Source organism: Paenibacillus sp. V4I7 (assembly GCF_030817275.1).
Taxonomy (GTDB): Bacteria; Bacillota; Bacilli; order Paenibacillales; family NBRC-103111; genus Paenibacillus_E.
The window spans coordinates 2,044,915-2,069,960 of record NZ_JAUSZD010000002.1; the positions used below are offsets into that span (position 1 = coordinate 2,044,915).

At 44.4% G+C, this 25,046-nt stretch carries 28 protein-coding genes; 26 read left to right on the forward strand and 2 right to left on the reverse strand.

Annotated features, from left to right (window positions below):
- Positions 1-355: 355 nt before the first annotated feature.
- From QFZ80_RS10515 to QFZ80_RS10570, 12 genes are all read left to right on the forward strand, one after another.
- On the forward strand, positions 356-937 hold the full coding sequence (locus QFZ80_RS10515; protein WP_307546895.1) for an RNA polymerase sigma factor: 582 nt from the start codon (positions 356-358) through the stop codon (positions 935-937).
- 6 nt (positions 938-943) lie between these two features.
- The gene (locus QFZ80_RS10520; protein WP_307546894.1) at positions 944-1,573 is read left to right on the forward strand and encodes an anti-sigma factor family protein; all 630 of its coding nucleotides are present in this window, start codon (positions 944-946) and stop codon (positions 1,571-1,573) included.
- A 52-nt stretch (positions 1,574-1,625) separates the two neighbouring features.
- Positions 1,626-2,207, forward strand: coding sequence for a histidine phosphatase family protein (locus QFZ80_RS10525; protein ID WP_307558754.1), 582 nt, complete (start codon positions 1,626-1,628; stop codon positions 2,205-2,207).
- Positions 2,208-2,348: 141 nt separating this feature from the next.
- On the forward strand, positions 2,349-3,503 hold the full coding sequence (locus QFZ80_RS10530; protein WP_307564082.1) for a hypothetical protein: 1,155 nt from the start codon (positions 2,349-2,351) through the stop codon (positions 3,501-3,503).
- Between the two features lie 178 nt (positions 3,504-3,681).
- Positions 3,682-3,870, forward strand: coding sequence for an IDEAL domain-containing protein (locus QFZ80_RS10535; RefSeq protein WP_047674234.1), 189 nt, complete (start codon positions 3,682-3,684; stop codon positions 3,868-3,870).
- A gap of 155 nt (positions 3,871-4,025) precedes the next feature.
- Complete coding sequence (locus tag QFZ80_RS10540) at positions 4,026-5,057, forward strand: LCP family protein (protein WP_307558757.1); 1,032 nt, start codon at positions 4,026-4,028, stop codon at positions 5,055-5,057.
- 70 nt (positions 5,058-5,127) lie between these two features.
- The gene (locus tag QFZ80_RS10545) at positions 5,128-5,559 is read left to right on the forward strand and encodes a DUF2487 family protein (protein ID WP_307546889.1); all 432 of its coding nucleotides are present in this window, start codon (positions 5,128-5,130) and stop codon (positions 5,557-5,559) included.
- Between the two features lie 283 nt (positions 5,560-5,842).
- Positions 5,843-6,388, forward strand: coding sequence for a QcrA and Rieske domain-containing protein (locus QFZ80_RS10550; RefSeq protein WP_307546887.1), 546 nt, complete (start codon positions 5,843-5,845; stop codon positions 6,386-6,388).
- Between the two features lie 17 nt (positions 6,389-6,405).
- Complete coding sequence (qcrB, locus tag QFZ80_RS10555; protein ID WP_307546885.1) at positions 6,406-7,077, forward strand: menaquinol-cytochrome c reductase cytochrome b subunit; 672 nt, start codon at positions 6,406-6,408, stop codon at positions 7,075-7,077.
- A 20-nt stretch (positions 7,078-7,097) separates the two neighbouring features.
- Positions 7,098-7,988 (forward strand): menaquinol-cytochrome c reductase cytochrome b/c subunit, encoded by an 891-nt coding sequence (locus QFZ80_RS10560; RefSeq protein WP_307546884.1) that lies wholly within the window; start codon positions 7,098-7,100, stop codon positions 7,986-7,988.
- 68 nt (positions 7,989-8,056) lie between these two features.
- The gene (locus QFZ80_RS10565; protein WP_307546883.1) at positions 8,057-8,716 is read left to right on the forward strand and encodes a DUF1405 domain-containing protein; all 660 of its coding nucleotides are present in this window, start codon (positions 8,057-8,059) and stop codon (positions 8,714-8,716) included.
- Positions 8,717-8,782: 66 nt separating this feature from the next.
- The gene (locus QFZ80_RS10570) at positions 8,783-9,661 is read left to right on the forward strand and encodes a sporulation protein YpjB (protein WP_307546881.1); all 879 of its coding nucleotides are present in this window, start codon (positions 8,783-8,785) and stop codon (positions 9,659-9,661) included.
- Positions 9,662-9,715: 54 nt separating this feature from the next.
- Here QFZ80_RS10570 and QFZ80_RS10575 read toward each other — a convergent pair whose 3' ends face one another.
- The gene (locus QFZ80_RS10575) at positions 9,716-10,588 is read right to left on the reverse strand and encodes a YitT family protein (RefSeq protein ID WP_307546879.1); all 873 of its coding nucleotides are present in this window, start codon (positions 10,586-10,588) and stop codon (positions 9,716-9,718) included.
- Between the two features lie 111 nt (positions 10,589-10,699).
- Here QFZ80_RS10575 and QFZ80_RS10580 point away from each other — a divergent pair, with 111 nt between their 5' ends.
- The 14 genes from QFZ80_RS10580 to QFZ80_RS10645 all read left to right on the forward strand — a co-directional run bounded on the left by QFZ80_RS10580 (position 10,700) and on the right by QFZ80_RS10645 (position 23,940).
- A complete protein-coding gene (locus QFZ80_RS10580) occupies positions 10,700-11,038 on the forward strand; it encodes a nucleotide pyrophosphohydrolase (RefSeq protein WP_307546877.1) in 339 nt (112 codons plus the stop codon).
- Positions 11,039-11,102: 64 nt separating this feature from the next.
- Positions 11,103-11,606, forward strand: coding sequence for a tetratricopeptide repeat protein (locus tag QFZ80_RS10585; RefSeq protein WP_307558759.1), 504 nt, complete (start codon positions 11,103-11,105; stop codon positions 11,604-11,606).
- A gap of 34 nt (positions 11,607-11,640) precedes the next feature.
- Positions 11,641-12,444 carry a 4-hydroxy-tetrahydrodipicolinate reductase gene (gene dapB / locus QFZ80_RS10590; RefSeq protein WP_307546873.1) on the forward strand — a complete coding sequence of 268 codons (804 nt, stop codon included), beginning with the start codon at positions 11,641-11,643 and terminating at the stop codon, positions 12,442-12,444.
- Positions 12,445-12,470: 26 nt separating this feature from the next.
- A complete protein-coding gene (locus QFZ80_RS10595; RefSeq protein ID WP_307546871.1) occupies positions 12,471-12,890 on the forward strand; it encodes a methylglyoxal synthase in 420 nt (139 codons plus the stop codon).
- 1 nt (position 12,891) lies between these two features.
- A complete protein-coding gene (gene bshB1, locus QFZ80_RS10600) occupies positions 12,892-13,584 on the forward strand; it encodes a bacillithiol biosynthesis deacetylase BshB1 (RefSeq protein ID WP_307558761.1) in 693 nt (230 codons plus the stop codon).
- Between the two features lie 18 nt (positions 13,585-13,602).
- Positions 13,603-14,775, forward strand: coding sequence for an N-acetyl-alpha-D-glucosaminyl L-malate synthase BshA (bshA, locus tag QFZ80_RS10605; RefSeq protein ID WP_307555571.1), 1,173 nt, complete (start codon positions 13,603-13,605; stop codon positions 14,773-14,775).
- A gap of 26 nt (positions 14,776-14,801) precedes the next feature.
- Entirely contained in the window at positions 14,802-16,121 is a 1,320-nt protein-coding gene (locus tag QFZ80_RS10610; protein WP_307558763.1) for a CCA tRNA nucleotidyltransferase, read from the forward strand.
- 228 nt (positions 16,122-16,349) lie between these two features.
- Complete coding sequence (locus QFZ80_RS10615; RefSeq protein WP_307558765.1) at positions 16,350-17,318, forward strand: biotin--[acetyl-CoA-carboxylase] ligase; 969 nt, start codon at positions 16,350-16,352, stop codon at positions 17,316-17,318.
- Between the two features lie 245 nt (positions 17,319-17,563).
- The gene (panB, locus tag QFZ80_RS10620; protein ID WP_307546865.1) at positions 17,564-18,421 is read left to right on the forward strand and encodes a 3-methyl-2-oxobutanoate hydroxymethyltransferase; all 858 of its coding nucleotides are present in this window, start codon (positions 17,564-17,566) and stop codon (positions 18,419-18,421) included.
- 23 nt (positions 18,422-18,444) lie between these two features.
- Positions 18,445-19,308, forward strand: coding sequence for a pantoate--beta-alanine ligase (gene panC / locus QFZ80_RS10625; RefSeq protein WP_307564084.1), 864 nt, complete (start codon positions 18,445-18,447; stop codon positions 19,306-19,308).
- A 5-nt stretch (positions 19,309-19,313) separates the two neighbouring features.
- Positions 19,314-19,697 (forward strand): aspartate 1-decarboxylase, encoded by a 384-nt coding sequence (gene panD / locus QFZ80_RS10630; protein ID WP_307546864.1) that lies wholly within the window; start codon positions 19,314-19,316, stop codon positions 19,695-19,697.
- 80 nt (positions 19,698-19,777) lie between these two features.
- Positions 19,778-20,371, forward strand: a complete 594-nt coding sequence (locus tag QFZ80_RS10635) for a tetratricopeptide repeat protein (protein WP_307558767.1) — start codon at positions 19,778-19,780, stop codon at positions 20,369-20,371.
- Positions 20,372-20,461: 90 nt separating this feature from the next.
- The gene (gene dinG / locus QFZ80_RS10640) at positions 20,462-23,317 is read left to right on the forward strand and encodes an ATP-dependent DNA helicase DinG (RefSeq protein WP_307558769.1); all 2,856 of its coding nucleotides are present in this window, start codon (positions 20,462-20,464) and stop codon (positions 23,315-23,317) included.
- Between the two features lie 2 nt (positions 23,318-23,319).
- The gene (locus QFZ80_RS10645; protein ID WP_307558772.1) at positions 23,320-23,940 is read left to right on the forward strand and encodes a redox-sensing transcriptional repressor Rex; all 621 of its coding nucleotides are present in this window, start codon (positions 23,320-23,322) and stop codon (positions 23,938-23,940) included.
- A gap of 42 nt (positions 23,941-23,982) precedes the next feature.
- Here the strand turns inward: QFZ80_RS10645 and QFZ80_RS10650 are convergent, their stop codons facing one another.
- Positions 23,983-24,984: an inorganic phosphate transporter gene (locus QFZ80_RS10650; protein ID WP_307546857.1), complete on the reverse strand. Its 1,002-nt coding sequence runs from the start codon at positions 24,982-24,984 to the stop codon at positions 23,983-23,985.
- Positions 24,985-25,046 lie beyond the last annotated feature (62 nt).

Consider the following 25,046-nt stretch of genomic DNA (forward strand, 5'->3'; position numbering starts at 1 on the left):
AAAAGTACAGTATGGTTTCTCTCCACTCCTATCCGATAATCGCACCATAAGTGCAACCGCCGATTCGGCGGTTTTTTTTTGTGCTTATGTACCATATTTTTCTGATTTTATTATATAATGGGAAGGACAGTCTGTTGTTTGCATCAGACACGCAGCAAATTGAACTTTATCCAACAATTTGTCGAATCTAGCAGGAATTTCGCGATGAATCAAGAAGGTTTTATAGGCTCGTATTTTATTTAAACGTAAATTCATAATTCTTTTACAAATAACCGCAACTTTTCACTCCTGCCGCAGTACAACATGTATGAGCAGTTGGAGTGGTACCCCGGATCGCTAGGAGGGCCGCCACGTAATGACCGATTCCCAATTGATCAGAGAAATCAAGGATGGAAATGTTCAACTTTATAATGAACTTATGCGTCGTTACGAGCGTAAAATCCTTGCATTTATATTTCATATGTTAAAGAATACGCAGATGGAAGCCATTGCTGAAGATCTGTGTAACGAGACTTTTTACAAAGCGTATCGCAGTTTGCATTCTTTCCGTGAAATCGAGGCATCCTTTTCAACTTGGTTGTACACTATTGCCCGTAATACGGTTCTGAGTGAGCTGCGCAAAAATAAAAGTGTTCAAGTCTCGCTGGAACAAAGTGGACTGACGCCACATGCATCCTTTGATGCCATGCCAGAGCAAGCTATGCTGCGTAATGAGAAAGTGACTATGGTTCGCGAAGCTATTAATAGTTTACCAGAGAAACAACGGTCGGCTTTGATACTTAGAGAGTACGATCAGATGGATTATCAGGAAATCGCGAACATCTTAGGCCAAACGGTAAGCTCGGTAAAGTCACTCTTGTTTAGAGCAAGGGCATCCGTTAAATTACAACTGGATCCTTATTTCGTTGAACCGATATTCGAAGAATCGAAGGGATGAAAGAGCATGAAGTGTAGTGAGATCCAGGAATTATTTGGAGTATATTGGGATTTGCCGAATGATGACCTGCGTCGTGCCGCGGTGGATGAGCATATAACGACTTGTGCCGAATGTGCAGAAGAATTTCAAATATGGGAAGAAAGTACGGTCCTCATTCGTACTGCGGCGATCGAGAGTGAGCTGCCTGATTACGAGCCAATGGTTTCCGGCAAGGTTATGAATCGAATTTATGAAGATGAGTCATGGCGAATTCCAGTTTCTGAACGTATGTATGCAATCTCTTACACGCTTAGACGGAATCTTACTGCTGTTATTGCTTTTTGTTTAGCCTTATTCGTATTCAGCTTCTTATTTGCAATTGTGTACGATGGTACGCCGCAATCCTCAATAGCAACTGCGGATAATTCCTTGTTTGATCTCCAAGCGCCTCAAGCCTTGAAGACCACAGGAGCTGAATCGATGAATGGCCATAAGATGGGAGACGCGGTAGCGAGCCTGAATCCTAGTTTCATGGAACCTTTACGCTTCCACGTTGGACCTATTCACTCTTATCCGCATTACTTACTGGTCGTTTCGATACTAGGTCTAATTGCTACAATCATTATTATGAATTGGTTATCACGAACAAAAGCATAATGCTCCTGTAGGAGCATTTTTTATTTTATAGAGATGGTGGAGGGGCAAGCAAATGACAACAATCGGATTCATACGACATGGGAGTACAGAGTGGAATCGTCTTGGAAAGCTGCAGGGGCAGCTGGATACGGAATTAACCGGGGAAGGCAGAGAGCAAGCACGGTTACTTGGACTAAGATTAGCACAAGAAACCTGGGATGGCATTATAAGCAGTGACCTGATGAGAGCAAGAGAAACTGCACAAATTGTTTCGGACCTATCTGGGATACCCATTATACGCACGGACAAGAGGCTAAGAGAGCGTAAATATGGACAGGTAGAAGGAACTACCGTTGCGGAAAGAGAAGAGCGCTGGGGGCCCGATTGGAAGCTTCAGGAACTAGGTCAAGAGTCGGATGATGATCTATGGAAACGATGGACAGAGCTAGAAGAAGATTTGATTCAGGCATATCCGAATGGGAAAATATTATTAATTTCTCATGGTGGTTTTATCGTGCAGATTCTTAGGGTTCTTCGCATGGATAGTGAAGATTTTCTACAGAATACATCTCTGACCATTCTACTTCGCCAAGAAGAAGGCTGGGAGCTTCAATTATATAACTGTTTAACTCACTTACAATCTATAACTGAATAATGACTATAAAGTAAAACATGACTTTTTTGAAAGAGTCATGTTTTTTTATTTCGATTGGAATATTTTCGGTGAAAAATCCCATAATGGTTACTAGAAACCTCGGAGCTGAAAGCTTCGCTAAATGGGGGATGTAGGATGGAAATGAACCTAGCGGATATGCTCAGTTATGCCGATATCCATGAATTAGGCCGAATTGCTCATACCTACGAGTGTGAGTGCAATGGTCATTCGAAGAATGAATTGATTCAATCGATTTTGAGCACGGCGCTGCGCAGAGAGATTTTCGAGAAGCATATACAAGGCTTAACCTTGGAGGATATTCGTTTTTTGAATTCGCTGCTTTTCGATCCTCGCAATGCTTTCAGTATTGAAGAACTTGTCGCTAGAGTTCAACAATCACGATTTCAGAAGGAGGATTCAGAGGAATGGAATCCCCGGGATATGATCATTAAATTCAAGAAACTTGGATGGTTGTTTAACGGCTATTCCCAGCAAACGAAGTTTTTATTTCATGTCCCGCAAGATCTGAAGCGTAGATTTAGTGATGTTCTAACCGGTCAGTTCAAACAAAACCTGAAAACAACAGATGAACCCCATGTATATCGTGATGAGCAATTACTTATCGTCGATGACATCTACCATTTCTTGACGTTCATCTCTCAAGAGCAGGAAATACCACTCACAGTGGAAGGTTCTATGTACAAAAGACAGCTTCAACAAATTCTCAATCGATTATCAGTTCAAGAAGAGATGGTACCCAAAGGGACATGGCGATTCGGTTATGGCCGTATGTTTAAGGAGTACCCGAACCGGTTTTCTTTCATCTATGATTATTGCTATTACAGGCAACTCATTAGTGAGCATTCACAAACACTTCGATTAACAGAAGAGGGAAAAGCGCGGTTGGTAGAAGGCAAGAAAGAAAATATAGCAGAAGTGTATAAGTTCTGGCTGCGGCTTTATAAAAATCCGATTCCGAATGTCCAAAGCATAGTGGCATGGATTGATCGTTTAGGTGGGCAATGGGTGACCATGGCATCACTAGGAGAAGTGCTTTGTAAACTTGTTAAACCTTTCTATTATGATAGTTCTGAATCGATCGTGGAACAACGTATTCTACAAATGATGATGCATTTGGGCCTAATTCGGATCGGGGAAGATCAGGAGAATGGAACTGTAATTCAAGTCACCAAGCTCGGAACGAAAGTGATTCAAGGAACATTTGTAGCTGAAGAAGATAAAGTCGTCCTCTTTCTGGATAAAGAAAGCAAACGGTTCAAAGAAGACGTCAAGTAGATAGGTAAAGACACATTCCTATTGAATCGGGCGATTGAAGGAAGCGCTAATGTACCGAGTGAATATGATGGAGTAGGGGCATACACAAGGGGTTGGCATACACCAAGAAACAGACTTACATGTTTTTGCGAAAAAGAAGCTCCTGACAAACCGCGGACAACATTTGGAGGTAGGTCTCATGGGAAAAATGAATGTATCTAACGATGCGCTGCTGGCACTTTTCGCGGAAATGGTTTGGGATAATGCCATACGCAAATATAAAGAAGAAAATCTCTATAAAGAGATTGACCGCGCTTTAGCCAAAGGAGATCAAACTACGTTCCTAGCTCTAACATCTGAGCTTAAAACCTTACAATCTTTGGGTTAATTCCTTATTTGGTGGCGGCCATAAACACGTAACAGAAGGGCATGTGAATCTTATTCACGTGTCTTTTTTTGCTGAATTCGGGTGAAAAAAGAACTAATTCGGCGATCCACGCGTCCATTTAAAGAGCATTATATCCAAACATAAGGAGACAACGAATGAAAAAAATGATAAAAAACTCCCGTTTTCGAAAAGTAATGACATCCGTTCTTTTAATCACAGGTCTAATTGTAGGAGCTGCGTCAGTGTATGCATCTTTTCTATATAACAAGTTGAATCAGACGCTGGATCATATTGCTGCGCCTGAAGTCACTACAGTATCAAATTTAAATGAAGAAAGCGTTGTACCTGTTACGCAAGCAACTAATCCCATAGAAAAGCCGCTAACATTCCTTCTAACGGCAATAGATGAACGAGAAGGTAATGAGGGATCGCTGAATACGGATGTCATGATGCTGTTCCGAATTGATCCGAAAACGCATCAAGGTACGGTGGTATCCATTCCAAGGGATCTGGAGATTGAAGCAGATAAGTCAGGATTAAACGGATCTCATAAAGCAAATTATTTCTATGCTTATTATTACAATAAAAATAAAGACACGGCCCTTCATGAAACCAAAAGACTGTTCAGTGATGTTTATCAAGTCCCAATTGATTATATGGCCGTTATTAATTTTGAAGGCTTTCGGAAGCTCATCGATCAATTAGGGGGAATGACCGTCGAAGTTGATATGGATATGCGCTATCAGGATGAAAGTGACGGCACGGATATTCATCTGAATAAAGGAAAACAGCAGTTAAATGGCAAACAAGTGTTAGATTTTATCCGTTACCGTAAATCCAATTTAGGCACTGCAGAATCCTCTGATATGGAGCGGAATCAAAGAGAACAGCTAGTGCTTAATCAGTTACTCGATCAATTAACTACATTGAATGGTTTGACCGCTTGGGGAGGTGTGCTTGATATCATTGGAGGATCCATTAAAACGGATATTCCAGCCGATCAGCTTCGTACATTGACGAAATCCTACCGTGACTTGAAACCTGCAACCGTTCGCTACATCCAATTAAAAGGCGAATGGGAGAGCCCTTATCTGGTTGTGAAGCAGCAAGATCTGGAGGAAGCGCTTGGAGCGCTGCGTGGTCAACAATCGGGTGAGCAGATTGACAGTCAGATAAGGACGGATTAAAGTACAAGATGAGATTCATGACATTACATAGCTAGCCTACATTTGGCAAACAATAGGGGAGGACGAGTCGTTGAAGTTTAATGATATATCAGCACAGGATTGGCCAGAATTGAAACCTTATTTGGACACCTGTTTACTTCCATTGACGGGGTTGACTGGGTTTGAAGATCCGGCACAAGTGACAATCGCGTTAGAACAGCTTCGAGATGCACTGGAAACGATTGAAATTCCTTATAAGGGCAGAGTAGTAACCTATCCAGCGCTTCACTACATAACGGGTACGGATATGAAAGAACAGTTGAATGCCATCTCACTTCATTTAAAAAGAATGGGGTTCCGCTATGTAATCGGTCTTACCATACATACAGAAGCAGCTCTTTGGAAAGCAGAGCAAACAGATTTGCTGATTATTGTCGATATGAAGCAGTGGACAAGTCAATCGGAACTAATTAAATCAAGTATTTCCAAACAAGTACAAGAACTATGGCAGCAGAACGATTAACTTTAAACGGATAAGCGTATTAATGGAAAAAAAGTTGTGCAGGATAAGGGGAGAAATTAATTTCTATAGCTTCCAAAAAGTTGTGACAATTTCGTTAAAATTTATCTAATGGCCCAGATTTCAAGTGACCAAAAGGAGTTATGGATTCTTGACGACCTAGTAGACGTAGGCTATTATTAGTAATGTCCTAGTTATGTAGTGTAATGTCGAACGACACGTGATAGAGGTAACTGACGTCCGAGAGGGTTCGGACATCGGCCAATGTAGGAGGGTAGACCTGAGAATGAGTGATCATAACAATCACAAAGAAGAGCAGCATGGGAAGAAGCCCGGGACCAAACGCGAAATGTCTCGTCGACAATTTCTTTCTTATACCCTTGGTGGCGCTGGAGGATTCATGGCAGCCGGTATGATGATACCGATGATACGGTTTGCTGTAGATCCTGTCCTTCAAAAGAAGAAAGCATCAGATTGGGTAAAAGTTGTCGAGGAAAGTAAAATTTCAAATGTTCCACAATCGTTTACGTTTCAAGTTCATCAGGTAGATGGCTGGTATGAAAGTGATGTTGAACTGCTTGCTTGGATTTCCAAAGACAGCAAAGGTAATATTCTGGCGCTGAATCCAACTTGTAAACATCTTGGCTGTACGGTGAACTGGAACGATAACCCTGCTTACAAAGATCAGTACTATTGTCCTTGTCATGGTGCGCACTATACGCCTGAAGGTAAGAATCTTGCCGTAGCACCTAAGCCTTTGGATGAGTACACAACCAAAGTAGAGAATGGTTTCGTTTACGTGGGACAACTGCATGCTAACACAAGAGTATAAGGAGGCGTCACGATCAGATGTTTAAAAACGTATACAACTGGATTGACGAACGTCTTGATATTACGCCTATGTGGAGGGATGTAGCAGATCACGAGGTTCCAGAACACGTTAACCCTGCTCATCATTTTTCCGCTTTCGTTTATTGCTTCGGCGGATTGACGTTTTTCATCACAGTTATCCAAATTTTGTCAGGAATGTTTTTAACCATGTACTACACTCCTGATATCATAAACGCGTATGCCAGCGTTGATTACTTACAACATAAAGTAGCTTTCGGTGTTATCGTTAGAGGTATGCACCACTGGGGAGCTAGTTTAGTTATCGTAATGATGTTCTTACATACCCTGCGCGTGTTCTTCACAGGTTCTTATAAAGCACCACGTGAAATGAACTGGGTGGTAGGCATGCTCATTTTCTTCGTTATGTTAGGTCTTGGTTTTACAGGATACCTGCTTCCATGGGATAACAAAGCGTACTTTGCTACGCAAGTAGGTATGAAGATTGCAGCGGAAGTACCTTTCGCAGGACCTTACATCGAAACATTACTACAAGGTGGAGAAATTGTTGGCGCACAAACGTTAACTCGTTTCTTTGCTATTCATGTGTTCTTCCTGCCTGGCGTTCTGCTCGCTTTGCTTGCCGGACACTTCTTCATGATTCGCAAACAAGGTATTTCCGGACCGCTATAAATTAGGGAGGGGCGAATAGCGTGGCGCATGGTCATAAGTCTGACGAAAAAATCGTTTACGTAGGGGATTCCCGCGTAGTTAAGAAAACACAAGAGCAACGACTGATTCCTAAAGATTATTCTGCTTATCCGGGAAAATCGGAAGCATTCGTACCTAACTTCTTGTTGAAAGAATGGATGGTTGGTGTTGTCGTATTGGTCGGTATGCTAGTACTGGTCATGACCGAACCAGCTCCGTTAGGTTATCCTGCGGATCCTAAGAACACTGCTTTCATTCCGATGCCGGATTGGTACTTCTTATTCATGTATCAATTATTAAAATATCCATATACATCTGGTGATTATGTTGTTCTGGGAGCCGTTGTTGTACCTGGTTTACTGTTCGGGGGCCTGCTTCTTGCTCCGTTCTTGGACACAGGTAAAGAGCGTCGCTTCTACAGAAGACCAATCGCTTCAAGCTTGATGATTTTGTCTCTAATCGCTTGTACGTATTTGACGTATACTTCTTGGTCTCATTACCAAGTAGAATTGAAAGAGAAAAACATCATTCCTGAGCACATTAAGCGTGAGGAAGAAATGCACGCGAACAAAGGTGCTGCTGCTGGTGGCGGTGGTGCGAAGGAAACGAAGAAATCTGCAGCAATCGTTGCAGCAGATGATCCTGGTGCAGAACTGTACAAGAAAGCAACATGCTTATCTTGCCACGGTGCTGGACTTAAAGGGATGCCGGCTTCTGGCGTACCAGCCTTGCTAGGTATTGGTGATAAGATGTCCCAAGATGAGATTCTTGGCGTTATCAAAAATGGTAAAGGCAACATGGGTAAACAATATCAAGGTAACATTGATAAAGGCTTAAGCGATGCTGATATTAATAAACTTGCTGAATGGTTATCCAAACAAAAAGCTCAATAAACAAGGAAACCTGATCGCGAGAGCGGTCAGGTTTTTTTAGATAAGTTCGCACAAGAGGAGGAGCTTACTTGCAGCAAGGTTTGTCCGTTTCCTATTTTTGGAGCAAGGATTTTCTGCTCAGCAAAAAGATGTTGTGGGCGTTTTTCATTTCAAACCTTTTAGGAACCGTTTATGGCTATGAGTGGTACTGGGCACAAATGGTCGATACGATTGCTAACTATCCGGTTTGGTACGTATATTTTGTTCCGGACAGCCCAACAGCCAGCTTGTTCTTCACTCTATCAATCGGATTCCTGCTTATGGACCGTTCTTTGGATCGGCAACCGAATAAGCTTTATCGTGCTATTCGCGGATTTGTTGAAGCATTCGCATTGATTACCTCATTTAAATATGGAATCTGGGCGGTTGCCATGATATGGACAGGTGCGTGGCAGGGTGTTCCAGTCGGCTGGGATGGTTGGATGCTGACAGGCTCCCATCTGGCAATGGCTGTGGAAGCACTGCTATTTGTTCGATGGTATAGGTACAGGCTAACGGCTATTATCATTGTCGCCATCTGGACATTTTGGAACGATTTCATGGATTATGAAAGAGGGATTTTTCCACGTTTACCTCGAGAACTTCATAACAATCTACTTACGATAGAATGGTTCACAGTAGGGTTAAGTATGACTGGTATATTGATTGCGGTCATATGCCTGCTTATCCGTAAGAAAAGAAGTACATAACCGCATAGCAGCTGGTCTAAATTGGGACAAACCTCCATATGATGATGGTGAAGGAGGGGATGTCCCATGTTTAATTATTCCGGTATGAAATGGTTAACGACCACACTTCTGCTGGCAGCCGTTATAAGTATAAGCTCAGCTTGTGGAGTTAGCACGAGTACAAACGGACAAGCCGCTAAGCCAATAGATCCTGAACAAGTAGAGCGGATAGCCTTTTTGAACCAAATTGCCGATGATATGTATAAACAAACCATGGATGGTCAAGTAACAGAAGCAAGAAATAAACTGATGCAAATGTCTGATCAGATTCCTAAGATTCATTTCGAGGGGATTACATCTGTTGAGGGGTTAAATGCTTTAACGGAGACGATTACGCAAGCAAAAAGGGTCTATAATGCCGCAGCCTATTCACCAGAAGAAGGGCAGATCGCCGTCGCCAAAATTCGTTTAGCCACGGATGCGCTAACACATAAGAACCAGCCCATGTGGCTGCAATACTATAAAGTGCTGCAAAATGATACAAATAGCCTGAATGAGGATGTTAAAGCGAATAAACAGAAGGAGGCGTTGGCGAATTTTGGTAAGCTCTCGCAGCATATTGCCATTATTCATCCATCTTTGCTGATTAGCCGAGATGCCGCTTCCGTCGAAAAGCTTGATTCGCTGCTTGCTTTTATCCGTACGAATTTGAATAGTCAGCCTATGTCTACTCGACAATTGGAATCAGGGCTTGACCATCTAAATCACGTTCTGGATGATTTGTTTCTGAAGAACAAGGATGCGATCGCTTTCGTGCCAATTACAGACCCTAGACAGCCAATCATCTGGTCGTTAGGTATTGGTCTCATTATTGTCAGTGTACTATCTTTCGTTGGATGGAGAATGTACCAATCAGGACGACATATCGTGCCGGTTAAGCAATCAAGAGAAAGCGAAAATAGGTGAAACATAAAAGTGGGTCAAGCAAGCTTCTACAGCTGCTGGACCCACTTTTTTGCGTTACTTTTGTTTGAATCCTTCACCAATAACATCATGCACATCACCAATAATGATGAATGCCCTAGGATCCATTGAATGAATGAGTTCACGAAGCCTTCTGGTTTCATGACGATAGACGACGCAATAAACAACTTCTTTATTATTGCCGGAGTAGGCGCCTCTAGCTGGGAATAAAGTCACTCCCCTGTCTAGTTCCGTCGTAATGGCTTGTGCTAATTGACTTGCTTGATCGCTAATAATGGTAAATGCTTTGGCCGCGTAAGCGCCCTCGGAAATATAATCGATGAGCCGAGAGCTTACGAAGACGGCAACAAGTGAATATAAGACCTTTTCTTTTGGTAAATAGATGAACGAAGAGCCAATGACGATGACGTCAATAATGAGGATGATTTGTCCAACACTCCAACCTCTCTTCTTATTGCCGATATGAGCCAAAATGTCAGAGCCACCCGTAGTGCCTCCGAAACGGAAGACAAGTCCGAGTCCAATCCCGAGTGTAATACCTGCATATAGAGTTGCTAGAAAGTAATCCTGCGTGGTGTGAAATGGGACCAGCCATTCTATTCGGATGAGCAGCTCCATGATCCATAGAAAGAAAGACAGCGAGACGACGCCGAAGATGGTGTATAGCATCTGTCCTCTGCCGAAATTTTTCCAACCGATATAAAACAATGGGATATTAATTACAAGGGTAGATATGGACGGTGGCACGTTTAGTACGTATTTAAGCAGCAATGAAACACCTGTAACCCCGCCCTCCATTAACTCATTGGAAATAACAAAATAGTGCAAACCAAACGCATAAATAGCCGTACCGATCATAATTGCAACAACATTCGTAAATCGATCAGCAAATCGTTCCTTAAATCTCATTCCTGTTCCTCCAAATACTTGATGTTATCGCCAAAAAAATTTGTCAACTTTTCTTCTATAGTTTAACATAGTAATGATAACTCGGTGAAGATGATGGAAAGAAGGGTGAACATGTCCGAACGTACACTTAAAGATATACAACAAGAGGTTGACACTTATATTTCCCAGTTTAAGGAAGGATATTTCAGTCCTTTATCAATGCTGGCAAGAATGTCAGAGGAAGTTGGTGAATTAGCCCGAGAGGTGAATCATACATACGGTGAAAAGCCCAAAAAAAGCACGGAAGAAGACAATTCAATTGAGCTTGAACTCGGTGATATTCTTTTCATAACCATTTGTTTCGCGAACTCTTTGGGCATTGATTTGACGGAAGCTCACGATAAAATCATGCACAAATTCAACACGCGGGATGCGGGGCGATGGACCAAAATTAACACCGAAACTACATAAGCTTCATAAACTATACCATCCCCAATAACGGGAGACTCGATTTCGAGTGGAGGAGGATGGGCAGATGAATGGAGAAATTCAAATACAGAAAGCGTACGAATCCATACTTGGTCATGATTTTGAAAAAGCCATTGAATGGTTTGAAAAAGCGATAGCTGAAGAACCAAACAATGCTGCCTATCACTACAAGCTATCGATTACTTTCGCAAGAAGTAACAAATTGCATAAAGCCATTGAGCATGCTTCTAGGGCATTAGAGTTGGTTAAAGATAATGAAGTTTATCGTTATCATCTGCAAGTGCTGCATGCAAGAGAATTAGTTGAAAAAGCACAAAAACAGCTAAGTGCCCAGTCAGAGCATGCGGAACGCGCGATTTTCTTACTGAAAGAAGCGATTACTCTTGATCCTCTGGCTATTGAAGCGTATCTTATTCTAGGAGAAGCATTTGCTTTTCGAAAGGATTATGGGAGAGCCTATCAAACCGTTATGGAAGCGGTTCGTTTGGAGCCTCACCATGAAATTGCGAAACAGCATGCGGCGCTCTACCAACAAAAGATGAAATTATAGGCTTGAAACATACAAAAAGGAGATAGTCTCAAACATGGATCGTAAAATTCGAGTAGCCGTTATTGGTGCAAGTGGAAGAATGGGGCGAGAGGTCGTGAAGACCGTACTCACAGAGTCCGATATGGAATTGGTGGCGGGGGTTAACCGCTCCTCTGGCCCAATTGATTTAGGAAGAATGGTTGGATTTGAAGAATGTGGGGTTACAATGAGCAATGATTTGGAGCAGGCTCTCACAGAATCCAGGCCAGACGTTTTAGTAGATTTTACAGGTCCGCAAACAGCGGTTTCACATACAAACCTGGCTATACGCCTAGGAATTCGCCCAGTAATGGGAACAACGGGATTTACGCCGCAAGCTATTGCTGAATTGGACAAGCAGTGCCAAGAAAGTGGAATTGGCGGAATCATAGCTCCGAATTTCTCAATAGGGGCTATACTTATGATGAAATTTGCTGCTCAAGCGTCTAAATACTTCCCTAATCTAGAAATCATTGAGTATCACGGGGATCAAAAGCTGGACGCTCCTTCTGGAACGGCAGTGAAAACCGCGGAACTTATCTCCGAAGTTAGAGGAGAGCTGCGTCAAGGGAATCCGAATGAAGAAGAAACAATTGAAGGTTCGCGCGGTGGGTATTACAATGGATTTAGAATACATAGTGTTCGACTGCCTGGAATCTTTGCTCAGCAGGAAGTTGTTATGGCGGAGCAAGGCCAAGCGCTCAAAATTAGACATGATTCCTATGATCGTGCAGCCTATATGCCGGGCGTTGCCATTGCAGTACGTAAAGTGATGACATATAGCGGAATGATTTATGGATTCGAGCATTTTATAGATTAAAGAGCCCTAGGGGAGTGGAAGACAAGATGTTAAAGATAGCGTTAATTGCCCATGATCGTAAGAAAGATGAAATGGTGAACTTCGTTATAGCGTATGAACATGTATTCGAGGGTCATAAGTTATATGGAACAGGGACGACAGCACAGCGGATTATGGATGGCACCAAATTAGACGTACATCGATTTATGTCAGGTCCACTTGGGGGAGACCAGCAAATTGGCGCATTGGTAGCACAAAATGAGATGGATTTTATTATTTTCCTTCGAGATCCATTAATGGCTCAACCACATGAACCCGACATTATTGCTCTGCTGCGTCTATGTGACGTTCAGGGGATTCCTTGCGCTACGAATGTAGCAACAGCCGAACTACTCGTCAGAGCGCTTGATCGCGGTGATTTCGGTTGGAGAGAGTTAGTACATAAATATAAGCCAGGTATTGAATAAGATGAGCGAATCTCTTGATATTCTTATATTTGGCGCGCATGCAGATGATGCTGAGATTGGCATGGGGGCCACGATTGCCAAACATACCAAGCGTGGGCTTAAGGTTGGACTTTGTGATTTAACCTATGCCGAAATGTCCTCTAATGGCACAGTGGAAACAAGGATCGAGGAGGCTGAACAAGCTGCGAGTATTCTTGGCGTGAAAGTTCGTACGAATCTGGGACTACCGGATCGAGGGTTATTTGCTACACAGGCAAATATTGAGCGTATTACGCAAGAAATCCGTAAATTTAAGCCGAGAATCGTATTTGCACCCTACTGGCAGGATCGGCATCCAGACCATGTAGCCTGTTCGGGCTTGGTTCAGGAAGCTGTTTTTAACGCTAAGCTTCGCAAGTATCTGCTTGATTCTGAGCCCGTGAACGTGGAACAGATGTACTTTTATTTTATAAATGACGTTTACGAAGCTGATCTCATGGTGGATGTAACCGATTGTTATGATGAAAAAATTGCAGCACTGAGCGCTTATCGCTCACAATTTATAACGGGTCAAGGTACGGTAGCCACGCCTTTAAATCAAGGCTATATCGAACGAGTTGAAGCTAGAGATCGCATATTAGGTCAAAAGCGCATGTTAAGTTATGCAGAAGGTTTCGTATCTAAGCTGCCCTTGGTGGTAGATCAATTCGTTTGATCGGAAAAGAGGTGCATGATGAAAGATAAACTTAAGATTGGAATTACCTGCTACCCGACTTTAGGTGGTTCAGGTGTTGTTGCTACTGAACTTGGCAAGCTGCTTGCCGAAAAAGGACACGAGGTTCATTTTATTACACACAGTATGCCTTTTCGTTTGGGTAAATTTCATAAAAATATTTTTTATCATGAAGTGGAAGTCAGTCAATATTATGTCTTTCGTTATCCGCCTTATGACCTTTCTCTTGCCAGTAAATTAGCGCAAGTCGCCAAGATGGAAGAGTTAGATTTACTACATGTTCATTATGCCATTCCTCATGCCGTCTGTGCACTTCTGGCGAAACAGATGGTTGGCAGTAAGCTGAAGGTTGTTACGACACTTCATGGAACGGATATAACTGTTCTGGGACAGGATCAATCGATATCTGACTTAATTCGCTATGCTATTAATGAAAGCGATGCGGTAACAGCGGTTTCGAAAGATTTAATTAAAGAAACAAGAGAATTATTGGACATCGACCGTGACATCGATCTAACTTACAATTTCGTCGATAAACGGGTGTATTATCCTCGTGATATTACGAAGCTTAGAGGCGAGTTTGCTCGGCCGGAAGAGAAGATTCTTATTCATATTTCTAATTTCAGACCTGTCAAACGTGTGCAGGATGTTATTGATATTTTTGCAAAAGTTAGCAAGCAGATTCCGTCACGTCTTTTGTTCGTGGGAGAAGGTCCTGATTTATCCAAAATGATTTCTAAGGTAAAGGAACTTGGCCTCACAGATAAGGTAACGTTCTGTGGTAAACAGGATGATGTAGCACAGGTGATTTCCCTTGCTGACGTGATGCTGCTTCCTTCGGAAAAAGAGAGCTTCGGTCTGGTGGCCTTAGAAGCGATGGCATGCGGGGTGCCGACGATCGGCTCCAATGCCGGCGGGATTCCCGAGCTCATTACGCACGGTGAAACGGGCTATTTAGCAGATGTTGGGGATACTGATAAAATGGCCGAACATGTCGTAAACTTGCTTAGTAATCAAGTATTGTACGAACAAGTGGCACAGAATTGTTTGACGCGTGCTCGGCATACATTTTGTAATGATATAACTACGGTTCAATATGAGGAAATTTATTATCGCGTGCTGGGAAGAGAGCTTCCAGAATCTCATCGCATTACAGCTTCGTCCTGTCAATAAGAGGATGTTAGCAGGTTAGGAGTACCATGTCGGATGTTGTTAAAATAAAAGTAATAGATCGTGGAGCTTCCTTAGTTCTCTCTAAGCTTACAGAAGCTGGGTATGAGGCTTATCTTGTAGGTGGTTGTGTTCGTGATGCTGTGCTAGGCCGACCGATCAAGGATATCGACATTGCGACGTCTGCATTGCCGGAGCAGGTGATGTCCTGCTTCCCGCGGACGGCGCCGACAGGGCTGCAGCACGGCACCGTAACCGTCATCCTGGCACAGGGAACCTATGAGGTGACGACGTTCCGCAAAGAAACGGAATACGAGGGCTTTCGCCGTCCGGCTTCCGTCGAATACATTTCGGATTTGACGGAGGATTTGAAGCGGCGCGATTTTACGATGAACGCTATGGCGATGGACGCGGCGGGCGTTGTGTTGGATCCTTTTGCAGGGCAAAAGGATCTTGTGGACGGGATGCTCCGCTGCGTTGGGGCTGCTGAGGAGCGTTTTGGAGAAGATGCGCTGCGCATGCTTCGCTGTGTTCGTTTTGCCTCGACCTATGGACTGGAGGTCGAGTCGAGTACGTGGCAAGCGCTGCTTGCGCAAGCTCCGCTGCTGCGCCACATTGCAATGGAGCGCGTGCGCAGCGAGCTGCAGCGCATGGTCGAAGGGCCAGCCCCGGCGCGGGCTGTGCGGTTACTGTTGGCGAGCCGCCTCACGGCTTACCTCAAAAAGCAGCTGCCGCTGCCTTTTGAGCGCTGGCTCGCGTGGGATGACGCGCTGGACGCTGTCAGCGCGCTGGAAGGGCAGCATGACCGCTGGGTGATGCTGCTGATGCTCTTGGAGATGCCGGCGGACACGGTCCGCACGGCGCTCCAGGAGCTGACCTTCTCCCGCGCCGATTGCGAAGCGGTCGTGGCGGTGCTGGCCCTGCGCGAGGCTGTGGCCGCGCAGCTTACTGGCGGCGCCGCGCAGGAAGCCGCGTTAGTGCCGGACCCGGCTCCGCTGGAGCGGGTCTGGAAGCTTGGCGCGGTGCGCCGCGGCGAAGCAGCAGCCCGCGCTCTGCTGCGGCTGCTGCGCGTGCTGCCGCAATGCCCTGAGCAGCGCGGCGAGCTCGCGCGCTTCTTGCAAACCGCCGCGCCGGAGCTACTGCGCCGCGGGGAGGATTGGCTGAAGGAGGTTCCCTGCTTCAGCCTGAAGGAACTCGCCATATCCGGCACGGATTTGGCGGAGGAGCTTGGCCGGCAGCCGGGTCCATGGATGGGCATACTGCTGCAGCAGCTGCTCGAACGAACCGCGCTCGGAGAACTCCCGAACGAGCGAGAATCACTTTTACTTGCCGCGCGTGCTGCGAAGTAGCAGCGCAGCGCGGTTTTTTTATTATTTGAAGGAGCTACTTTACTCCTACTTACAGCTTTGTTCACATTTGAGGTGCCTTAAATCGGAATCAGACAAGCTACCAGGTCCATAGTCTCGAAAGAATTAGTACCGATTTATCCCCAAATTGTTACACGAACAACAACAATTGCAAAATGACCGGATGAATCGGTCTCAAAATAAATCCCGATAGATCGTGAGTGAAATCGTATGAACGAACGTATATTAGAGCTGTTCCAAGAGTTCCCGGAAGCTTATGTTTCCGGTGAGGAAATCAGCCGCCGACTTAACGTTAGCCGCACTGCAATCTGGAAGCATATTGAAGAGCTTCGATCGGCAGGCTATGAATTTGAAGCTGCGCCGCGTAAAGGGTACCGATTGCGGAGTAAGCCTAATTCATGGCAAGTGAACGAATTATTGAGTGGATTGAAAACCAAGGTTCTCGGTCAGAAAATCCATGTTTACGGGGAAGTCGAATCTACACAGACGATAGCACATGCTCTCATTGCATCAGGTGCTCCTGAAGGCACGATTGTGCTGGCAGAGGCACAGACAGCAGGAAGAGGCCGAATGGGGCGAACGTGGCATTCTCCGGCCGGCAAAGGGATCTGGATGAGTCTGGTGTTAAAACCGCGCATTCCGGTCTATTTCATGCCTCAATTAACGCTGCTTAGTGCGGTAGCGCTATGTCGATCCATCCAGAAGGTTTGCCAGGTAGACATCGGCATCAAGTGGCCTAATGATCTTCTAATTAAAGGCAAGAAGGTAAGCGGTATCTTACTTGAAAGCAGTGGGGAAGATGAACGGCTCAAGTATGTAGTTGCAGGAATTGGCATCAGTGTAAATTTGAAGCAGGAGGATTACCCCGAGGAACTTCGGAATATCGCGACTTCACTTGCGATTGAGTCGGGGACTGACATCCCAAGAGAAAGTTTGGTACAAGCTTTTCTTTTAGAATTTGAAGATCTCTATGCGCTTTATATGGAGAAGGGCTTCGCCCCAATCCGTTTGCTGTGGGAGGCTCTCAGTGTAACTTTGAAGCGTCCAATCCGCACGCATACCCCTGCAGGTGTCATTGAAGGTATTGCTGATTCGTTGGATGATTCCGGGGCATTAACGGTAATCACACAAGCTGGAGAGAAAATAAAGATCTATTCCGGAGATATTGAACTGAAGTAAAGGTATCAAATGGAAGCAACATTTGGTATAATAGCAAGACAAGGCGGTATCCTTAAAGGAACTGCACTTGCAGCTTGACGATTGTAGTTTGTTTACAAAGGAATAGGACTTGAAACAAGATGTTGGATTCTGCTCTGAGCCTTATGGGACCGAGACAGAGGGATCATTGGATTCTTTCTGCATGCGATCCTTTTAGCTCTTAGCTAAAAGGTTTTTTTATTTTATATGAGGAAGCTGGGATAACAATGGAACAACGTAAGGCGCTTACGACAGCTAAGATGAGAAAAATGAAGCAAGATGGCGTTCCCATTACAATGGTAACTGCTTATGATTATCCATCAGCCCGCTTAGCGGAAGAGGCTGGCATTGATGTCATCCTAGTAGGTGATTCTCTGGGGAATGTAGTACTAGGCTACGATTCAACCTTGCCTGTCACTATGGATGATATGGTTTACCAGACGCGAGCCGCGGTGCGTGGAGCTTCAAATACGTTCATTGTAGCGGATATGCCTTTCTTGACTTACCATGGCAGCTTGGACACGACATTTCGGGGAGTAGCCCGATTAATGCAAGAGGGCGGAGCAAAAGCGGTTAAGCTGGAAGGCGGAGCTGAGATTGCAGCTACTGTCAAAGCGATTACGGAAGCCGGTGTACCGGTCGTCGGACATTTGGGTTTAACTCCGCAATCCGTACATCAACTTGGTGGATTCCGCGTACAAGGACGCAGCTCCGAACAAGCGGAGAAACTGCTCAGTGATGCTAAAGCTCTTGAGAAAGCGGGAGCTTTCGCGGTGGTCTTAGAGCTGGTGACGGATGAACTGGCTGAATGGGTAACGAAGCAGCTATCGATTCCTACGATTGGAATTGGTTCTGGGATTCATTGCGATGGCCAGGTGCTTGTATATCATGATCTTCTCCAGTATGGTTCTGACAGTGCTGCCAGAAAGTTCGTAAAAGCATACGCGAATATAGGGGAAACTATTCGTGCAGGTATTGGGGAATATGTGAAAGAAGTGAAAGCACGGGCATTCCCTGCGCCAGAGCATACGTTTCATATGGACAACGATGTTGTTGAATACTTATATGGCGATAAGGAGAAGTGAGAAGCATGGAAGCGATCCAGACCATGGAAGTTATTCATTCAATTGCTGATTTGCGTTCTCGTATAAGGGACTACCGACGCAAGAACGACCAATCTGTTGGGTTTGTGCCGACAATGGGTTATTTACACGATGGCCATGCAAGTTTGCTGCGCAAAGCACGTACTCAAAGTGGACTTGTCGTGCTAAGTATATTTGTTAATCCGCTCCAGTTCGGTCCAGGTGAGGATTTCGAGCGGTATCCGCGAAATACGGAACGGGATTTGCAATTAGCGGAAGCCGCGGGCGTTGACCTAGTGTTTATGCCATCTGTGAGCGAAATGTATCCGACACCGACGCGCACTACGGTCAGTGTGACAGGTCTTACCTCCAGACTTTGCGGAGCATCGCGCCCTGGGCATTTTGATGGGGTCGCAACTGTCGTTAGCAAGTTGTTTCATATTGTACAGCCTGATCAAGCGTTTTTTGGTCTGAAGGATGCCCAACAGGTTGCTGTCATTGAGCAAATGGTGCAAGATCTCAATCTCGGCATCGAGATTGTTCCATGTCCTATTTTGCGTGAAGCAGATGGGCTGGCCATGAGCTCGCGCAATGTGTATCTTTCTGAGGAAGAGCGTAAGCATGCTTTAGTTTTGTCTCAATCCTTACAAAAAGCAAAGGCATTTGTAGAATCACATACAACTTTCACACCACAGGAGCTCGAAAGCTTGGTCAGCCAACATATTGCGACTACACCTTTAGCTCTGATTGACTATGTAGAGGTACTAGCTTATCCGACATTAGAACCTTTTGAAAATAGCCATCATACCCAATCTATTATCATTGCTTTGGCTGTCAAATTCGGCAAAACGCGTTTGATCGATAATTTAATTTTACAAGTAGGGAAGTGACTTCCATGTTTCGAACAATGATGAAAGCTAAAATACACCGGGCAACCGTTACGGAAGCGAATTTGAATTATATCGGAAGCATTACGATTGATGAAGATTTGATCGATTTGGTTGGTATGTTACCGAATGAGAAAGTGCAAATTGTGAACAACAACAATGGTGCACGTCTGGAAACGTATATAATTCCGGGACCTCGCGGCACAGGTGTGATTTGTTTAAATGGGGCTGCAGCTAGGTTGGTTCAGACCGGTGATACGGTTATTATTATTTCTTATGCAATGATGACCGATGAAGAAGCTAGGAAGCATCAACCAACGATTGCCATTATGGGCGAAAACAATAAAGTTGCGCAGCTTCTCAAAGAAGAAGAGCATTCCACCATCCTTTAAGAGGGATCACTTCCATGCATGAAATCGGCTCTGTTTACAAAGAATGAGGGTAAGCTTTCGAAGCAAAGGTGGGATGCCAAATGTTTAAGCATTTATTTTCCACAATGAACGAGGTTTTGGAAGAAATCCAAAAAGAATATCCGAATAGTGACGTGGAAAAAAAGGCGGAGCTCGACGAACAATTGCAGGTGTTGAAAACGATGAGCGATGAGTTCATCGAAGCGTGGCTGCTTTTTGAGGAGAAGTTGGGAAAGTTTTATGGGGCCGTACCGATGAGTACCCAAACCCTTCATGATGAGCTGATGGATCTAGATGTGTCCGGGAAGCAAACGGATGAATTCATGCGGGGCCAGGGATATTACAAGCTTTATATGTACGATCAAGCAATCAAAGAATTCGAAGTGTTGATTCAAAGACAACCGGACTTTTTGCTTGCTAGGGTATATTTAGCAATGGGTCATTTGCGCAAAGGGGAGTTTGGAGAAGCGTATCAACACTTCAAGTTCCTGCTGCCCTTGACCGACAATACCAAGATGAAGGCCATTTCGTATAACGCAATGGGCTGCATACAAGTACAAAATCAGAATATGGAAAAAGCCTTTGAATATTTTCAAAAAGCTTATCACACCGATCCTTCTTGCATGGAGCCGCTGATCAATTTGGACGAATCCTAATTCGGAAGCGGCTAACTGGGTATTCCCTTTTCCTAATAAGATTTGGTATGCTAGGAGAAGTGCAGGACGAAAGGATTGAAGATACACGTCATGAAATTTGCAGTTTTGGATTTTGAAACGACAGGAAGTCAGCCTGCGGATGAAATTATTCAGGTTGGACTCGTCATTATAGATCAATTTCAAATTACTCACAGGTATACTTCTCTGGTCAAACCAGGGATAAGTATACCTTCTTCGATTACAACACTTACAGGGATAACGGAAGACATGGTTGCGGATGCTCCCTCGATTGACCAAGTCATGGCGGATATGTTTCCGCTGTTGTTTGATTGTGTCCTTGTGGCGCACCATGCGGCTTTTGATTTATCCTTTTTGCAAAAAGGACTAACGAAAACGGGATACCCGCCTTTCACAGGACGTGTGCTGGATACGATGGATTTGCTACGCATCTTATTTCCATCTATTTCAAGTCTTCAACTCAGCATGGTGGCCGGCTTATTCGGCATTGATCATGAAAGGCCACACCAAGCGGATAGTGATGCGGAAGTAACAGCGGCCATATGGATTAATTGTATGGAACGGTTGCTGGGTCTGCCGCTTCTTACGGTTCAACGCTTACAACATCTTTTCGAAAACGGCAATAGCGATTTAGGATGGTTCCTCGATGAAATATGCGCATACAAAGAATCTATCACCAGCGTGGATATGGATACGAATCGATATTTCCGGCAATTTACGCTTAATGTCACAGATTGGGGCGATGAGGAGGATACGCGCAGTGACTCCGATGCGGACGGTTTAGGTTCATCTTTTACGGATTTCCATCAAGGATTGAAAACAGCTTTGCGTGAAAAATTCGAGATCTTTGAAGATCGTGAATCCCAAGAGCAGATGATCCGAGAAGTTGAAAAGTCACTCGAGCATGATCAGCATTTGATGATTGAAGCGGGAACAGGAACAGGGAAGTCCCTAGGGTATTTAATACCATCCATTTATTATGGCATCAAGTATGAGAAGAAAGTGATCATCTCTACGCACACGATTAACTTACAAGAACAGCTTCGTGAGCGGGACATTCCTCTCTTGAAGGAGATTTTCCCTATCCCTTTCAAAGCTGCTGTGCTCAAAGGGAGAAGTCATTACTTATGTCTGCGTAAATTCGAAACAAAGCTAACAACTCGTGATTACGAGAATGGCAAGGAAGATCCGATAACGGCAGCACAAATGGTTGTATGGCTAAGTGAGACGGAGCATGGAGATGAAGAGGAGCTGCATTTTGGAAATAAAGGTGCCCAGTTCTGGTATTCGGTTGCAAGTGACACAGATTCTTGTTTGAACCGCATGTGCCCTTGGTACAAAAAATGCTTCTATCATCGCGCTCGGAATGATGCCAATACGGCCGATGTGATCATCACGAACCATTCCCTCCTCTTTACGGATATGAAGGCTGAGAACCGCCTTTTACCGTCTTACAAGCACCTTGTCATTGATGAGGCTCATCACTTTGAAGAAGTGGCCAGTAAGCATCTTGGCATTGAGCTGCATTCTTCCGCATTTTATCATTCGTTGCTATGGCTGTATAAAGATAATCGCAGCGGCCAATTACCGATGCTGCGGTTTCGATTACAGAAATCGGATGAGCAGCAGGAACGCGCGGCCACTTGGAGTCAAACCATTGACGGGCTCTTCCCCAAAATTGTGAAAATCAAAGAGGATTGGGATCGACTCAGCGAAGCGCTCTATGAGCTGCTATCATCTAGGAGTGATCCTTCGCAATCAGAGAACTCACAGTACGTACTTCGGATGAAGCCCGAAACGCTTCCGACCGAATGGCGAGAGCTTCTGATCATGGAAGACAATATTTATTTGAATGCGAATGATTTACTCCGCACGCTTGATAAATTGTTAAATGAAGTGAAGGATATGCAGGAGGTTTTCGGTGTTCAAGGTTTAGTCACCGATTTGAATGGTACGGTAAAGGAACTGTACAACCATCGAGATGCCCTGCACTTTTTTATGAAAATGGCCGATGAGGGTTATGTCTACTGGATGGAAGCCGGCACCTATGCCAAATCGAAGTCACTGCAGCTTGTATCCGTGCCTACCGATGTAAGTGGGCTGCTTCAGCAGCATTTCTTTGAGACTAAGGACAGTATTATTCTGACCTCCGCGACTTTGTCTGTTAATAAATCTTTTCAATATTCAGCGGATCAATTAGGGTTAGTTATCCCTGAGGATGAACAATCGGGCAAGCTGAAAACCATTCAATTGCCATCTCCGTTTAATTACAGAGAGCAAGCTCTTGTCGTGATTCCTCGGGATTTTCCGACGATCAAAGGTGCTGGTGATCCTGTTTTTATCAACGCACTTATAGAGTCGCTTAGTGATGTTGCGCGAATTACCAAAGGGCGTATGTTGATTTTGTGCACTTCGAATCGTATGCTTAAGCAAATTTATGCCGGCATGAAGGATCTCTTAAAGCCGCATGGGATTACCGTGCTCGGGCAGGGGGTTGACAGCGGTAATCGGAGCAAACTGACCCGGATGTTCCAAGATAACAAAATGTGCGTCCTACTAGGCACCAGCTCGTTCTGGGAGGGTGTCGATATTCCAGGAGATGCGTTAAGCTGTCTTGCTATTATACGTTTGCCGTTTCAACCGCCTAATCATCCTCTTGTTGAGGCGAAATGTGAAAATATTAAAAAACGCAATGAGAATCCATTTATGAAATTTTCTGTGCCACAGGCTGTCATTCGATTTAAACAGGGCTTTGGCCGACTTGTTAGACGAGCATCCGATAAAGGTATCGTTATCATCTATGATACTCGTGTCATTGATACGTATTATGGCAAGCACTTCCTTTATTCATTGCCTGGTCCGAAGATAGAGCATATGACGACTGAGCAAATGTTACCTAGGATTGAAGAGTGGATGGGGGAGGCGTAGAGTTGAAAACACAAAAAATATCGGAAGCCGTCGTTCGGAGGCTGCCCATTTATTTACGCTTTCTGAATGAACTTGCGATGAAAAATGTATCGACGGTATCTTCGCAGGATTTGGGTCAAAAGCTTGATCTGAATCCAGCACAGATTCGCAAGGATTTGGCTTATTTTGGGGAATTCGGTAAAAAGGGAATCGGCTATGACATTGCTTACTTAATTGAGAAGATTAGACAGATCCTAAAGTTGGATCGCCATATTCAAGTAGCTCTTGTTGGGGCGGGTAACCTAGGCCGAGCTTTATGCAATTATAATACTTACTTGCGGAATGATATGAAAATTGTCGCAGTTTTTGATGCTATGCCAAGCAAAGTAGGGGAATCGATTAACAATCTAATCGTTCAGCCGATGCATGAGATGAAGCAGGTTTTATCTGAATTAGGCGTTCGCATCGGCATCATTACGGTTCCTGCGAATGAAGCTCAAAATGTAGCCAATCAATTCGTAGACTGCGGGATCGAAGCCATATTGAATTTTGCTCCCGTTATTATTAAGGTTCCTCCGGAAGTGCGTGTGCATCATGCGGATTTTACAACCGAATTGCAAAGTTTAGCGTATTATTTGGATTAGAAAAAGGCACGACCCAATTCCCTTGGGTCGTGCCTTTATTTTTTAGAAAATAAATCTGAATAGTACGAAGTAGATCGAAAATGCGAGCACGATGCTGATTGGAATCGTAATAAGCCAAGTGATCAGCATACGGCCAACGGTGCCCCATTGAACCTCATGGAAGCGCATGACACTGCCTGTCCCGATAATCGCGGAGGAAATAACATGCGTCGTAGACAATGGTTTACCCCAATGGGTAGAGAACTGAATAACGAGTGATGACGTTAAGTCCGAGGCAAAGCCATTGATGGGCTCGATTTTAACAATCTTCCCGGATACTGTTTTAATAATTCGCCATCCACCGATGGATGTTCCAAGCCCCATGGCAAGAGCGGCAGAAATTTTCACCCAAAGCGGCACATTCAGATCGGTTTGAACACCAGCAGCTACGAGACCGAAAACGATAATACCCATGGCTTTTTGTGCATCGTTTCCACCGTGGGAATAGGATAGTAATCCAGCTGATAGAATTTGCAGGGTACGGAAAATGCGATTAAGCTTCGACCTTGATCTGTTTCCGGACCATATAATGATGTATTTGATCAAAATCATAATCAAGTAACCAAGCGCGAAAGCAATAATCGGCGATAAAACCAAAATGATCATAATTTGGGTAAAACCACTCCAGTTCACCGAGTTGATGCCGGCTCCTGCGATAACTGCACCAGCTAGAGATCCTAGCAAGGTATGAGAAGATGAAGATGGAATCGCAAGATACCAAGTCAACAAGTTCCATATGATAGCAGCAAGTAAAGCAGCGATAACGACTTCAACGCCATTTTCAATTTTAGCCGGGTTGGCAATGCTTCCACCAACGGTTTTGGCGACTTCTGAGGAAACCATGGCACCAACGAAATTAAGAATAGCGGCCATGGCGATGGCTACACGTGGACTTAGCGCACGTGTGGAAATGGAAGTTGCAATCGCATTAGCCGTATCGTGAAATCCATTGATGAAATCAAAAAGTAAAGCAAGCACAACGATAACGATTAAATAAGTTAACATGATTTCCTCCTAAGAGTTTTCCATTTGGAAAACTTTCTTCGTAAACATAGGACACGAATGTG

Bases quoted from the DNA above. Each gene is read 5' to 3' on its own strand.
- QFZ80_RS10580 (WP_307546877.1), top strand. From the start codon at position 10,700: ATGTCCGAACGTACACTTAAAGATATACAACAAGAGGTTGACACTTAT.
- panB (WP_307546865.1), top strand. From the start codon at position 17,564: ATGGAACAACGTAAGGCGCTTACGACAGCTAAGATGAGAAAAATGAAG.
- QFZ80_RS10540 (WP_307558757.1), top strand. From the start codon at position 4,026: ATGAAAAAAATGATAAAAAACTCCCGTTTTCGAAAAGTAATGACATCC.
- QFZ80_RS10515 (WP_307546895.1), top strand. From the start codon at position 356: ATGACCGATTCCCAATTGATCAGAGAAATCAAGGATGGAAATGTTCAA.
- panD (WP_307546864.1), top strand. From the start codon at position 19,314: ATGTTTCGAACAATGATGAAAGCTAAAATACACCGGGCAACCGTTACG.
- QFZ80_RS10650 (WP_307546857.1), bottom strand. From the start codon at position 24,984: ATGTTAACTTATTTAATCGTTATCGTTGTGCTTGCTTTACTTTTTGAT.
- QFZ80_RS10530 (WP_307564082.1), top strand. From the start codon at position 2,349: ATGAACCTAGCGGATATGCTCAGTTATGCCGATATCCATGAATTAGGC.
- QFZ80_RS10535 (WP_047674234.1), top strand. From the start codon at position 3,682: ATGGGAAAAATGAATGTATCTAACGATGCGCTGCTGGCACTTTTCGCG.
- qcrB (WP_307546885.1), top strand. From the start codon at position 6,406: ATGTTTAAAAACGTATACAACTGGATTGACGAACGTCTTGATATTACG.
- dapB (WP_307546873.1), top strand. From the start codon at position 11,641: ATGGATCGTAAAATTCGAGTAGCCGTTATTGGTGCAAGTGGAAGAATG.
- bshA (WP_307555571.1), top strand. From the start codon at position 13,603: ATGAAAGATAAACTTAAGATTGGAATTACCTGCTACCCGACTTTAGGT.
- QFZ80_RS10615 (WP_307558765.1), top strand. From the start codon at position 16,350: ATGAACGAACGTATATTAGAGCTGTTCCAAGAGTTCCCGGAAGCTTAT.
- QFZ80_RS10610 (WP_307558763.1), top strand. From the start codon at position 14,802: ATGTCGGATGTTGTTAAAATAAAAGTAATAGATCGTGGAGCTTCCTTA.
- QFZ80_RS10520 (WP_307546894.1), top strand. From the start codon at position 944: ATGAAGTGTAGTGAGATCCAGGAATTATTTGGAGTATATTGGGATTTG.
- QFZ80_RS10525 (WP_307558754.1), top strand. From the start codon at position 1,626: ATGACAACAATCGGATTCATACGACATGGGAGTACAGAGTGGAATCGT.
- QFZ80_RS10570 (WP_307546881.1), top strand. From the start codon at position 8,783: ATGTTTAATTATTCCGGTATGAAATGGTTAACGACCACACTTCTGCTG.
- bshB1 (WP_307558761.1), top strand. From the start codon at position 12,892: ATGAGCGAATCTCTTGATATTCTTATATTTGGCGCGCATGCAGATGAT.
- QFZ80_RS10575 (WP_307546879.1), bottom strand. From the start codon at position 10,588: ATGAGATTTAAGGAACGATTTGCTGATCGATTTACGAATGTTGTTGCA.
- panC (WP_307564084.1), top strand. From the start codon at position 18,445: ATGGAAGTTATTCATTCAATTGCTGATTTGCGTTCTCGTATAAGGGAC.
- QFZ80_RS10550 (WP_307546887.1), top strand. From the start codon at position 5,843: ATGAGTGATCATAACAATCACAAAGAAGAGCAGCATGGGAAGAAGCCC.
- QFZ80_RS10635 (WP_307558767.1), top strand. From the start codon at position 19,778: ATGTTTAAGCATTTATTTTCCACAATGAACGAGGTTTTGGAAGAAATC.
- dinG (WP_307558769.1), top strand. From the start codon at position 20,462: ATGAAATTTGCAGTTTTGGATTTTGAAACGACAGGAAGTCAGCCTGCG.
- QFZ80_RS10595 (WP_307546871.1), top strand. From the start codon at position 12,471: ATGTTAAAGATAGCGTTAATTGCCCATGATCGTAAGAAAGATGAAATG.
- QFZ80_RS10585 (WP_307558759.1), top strand. From the start codon at position 11,103: ATGAATGGAGAAATTCAAATACAGAAAGCGTACGAATCCATACTTGGT.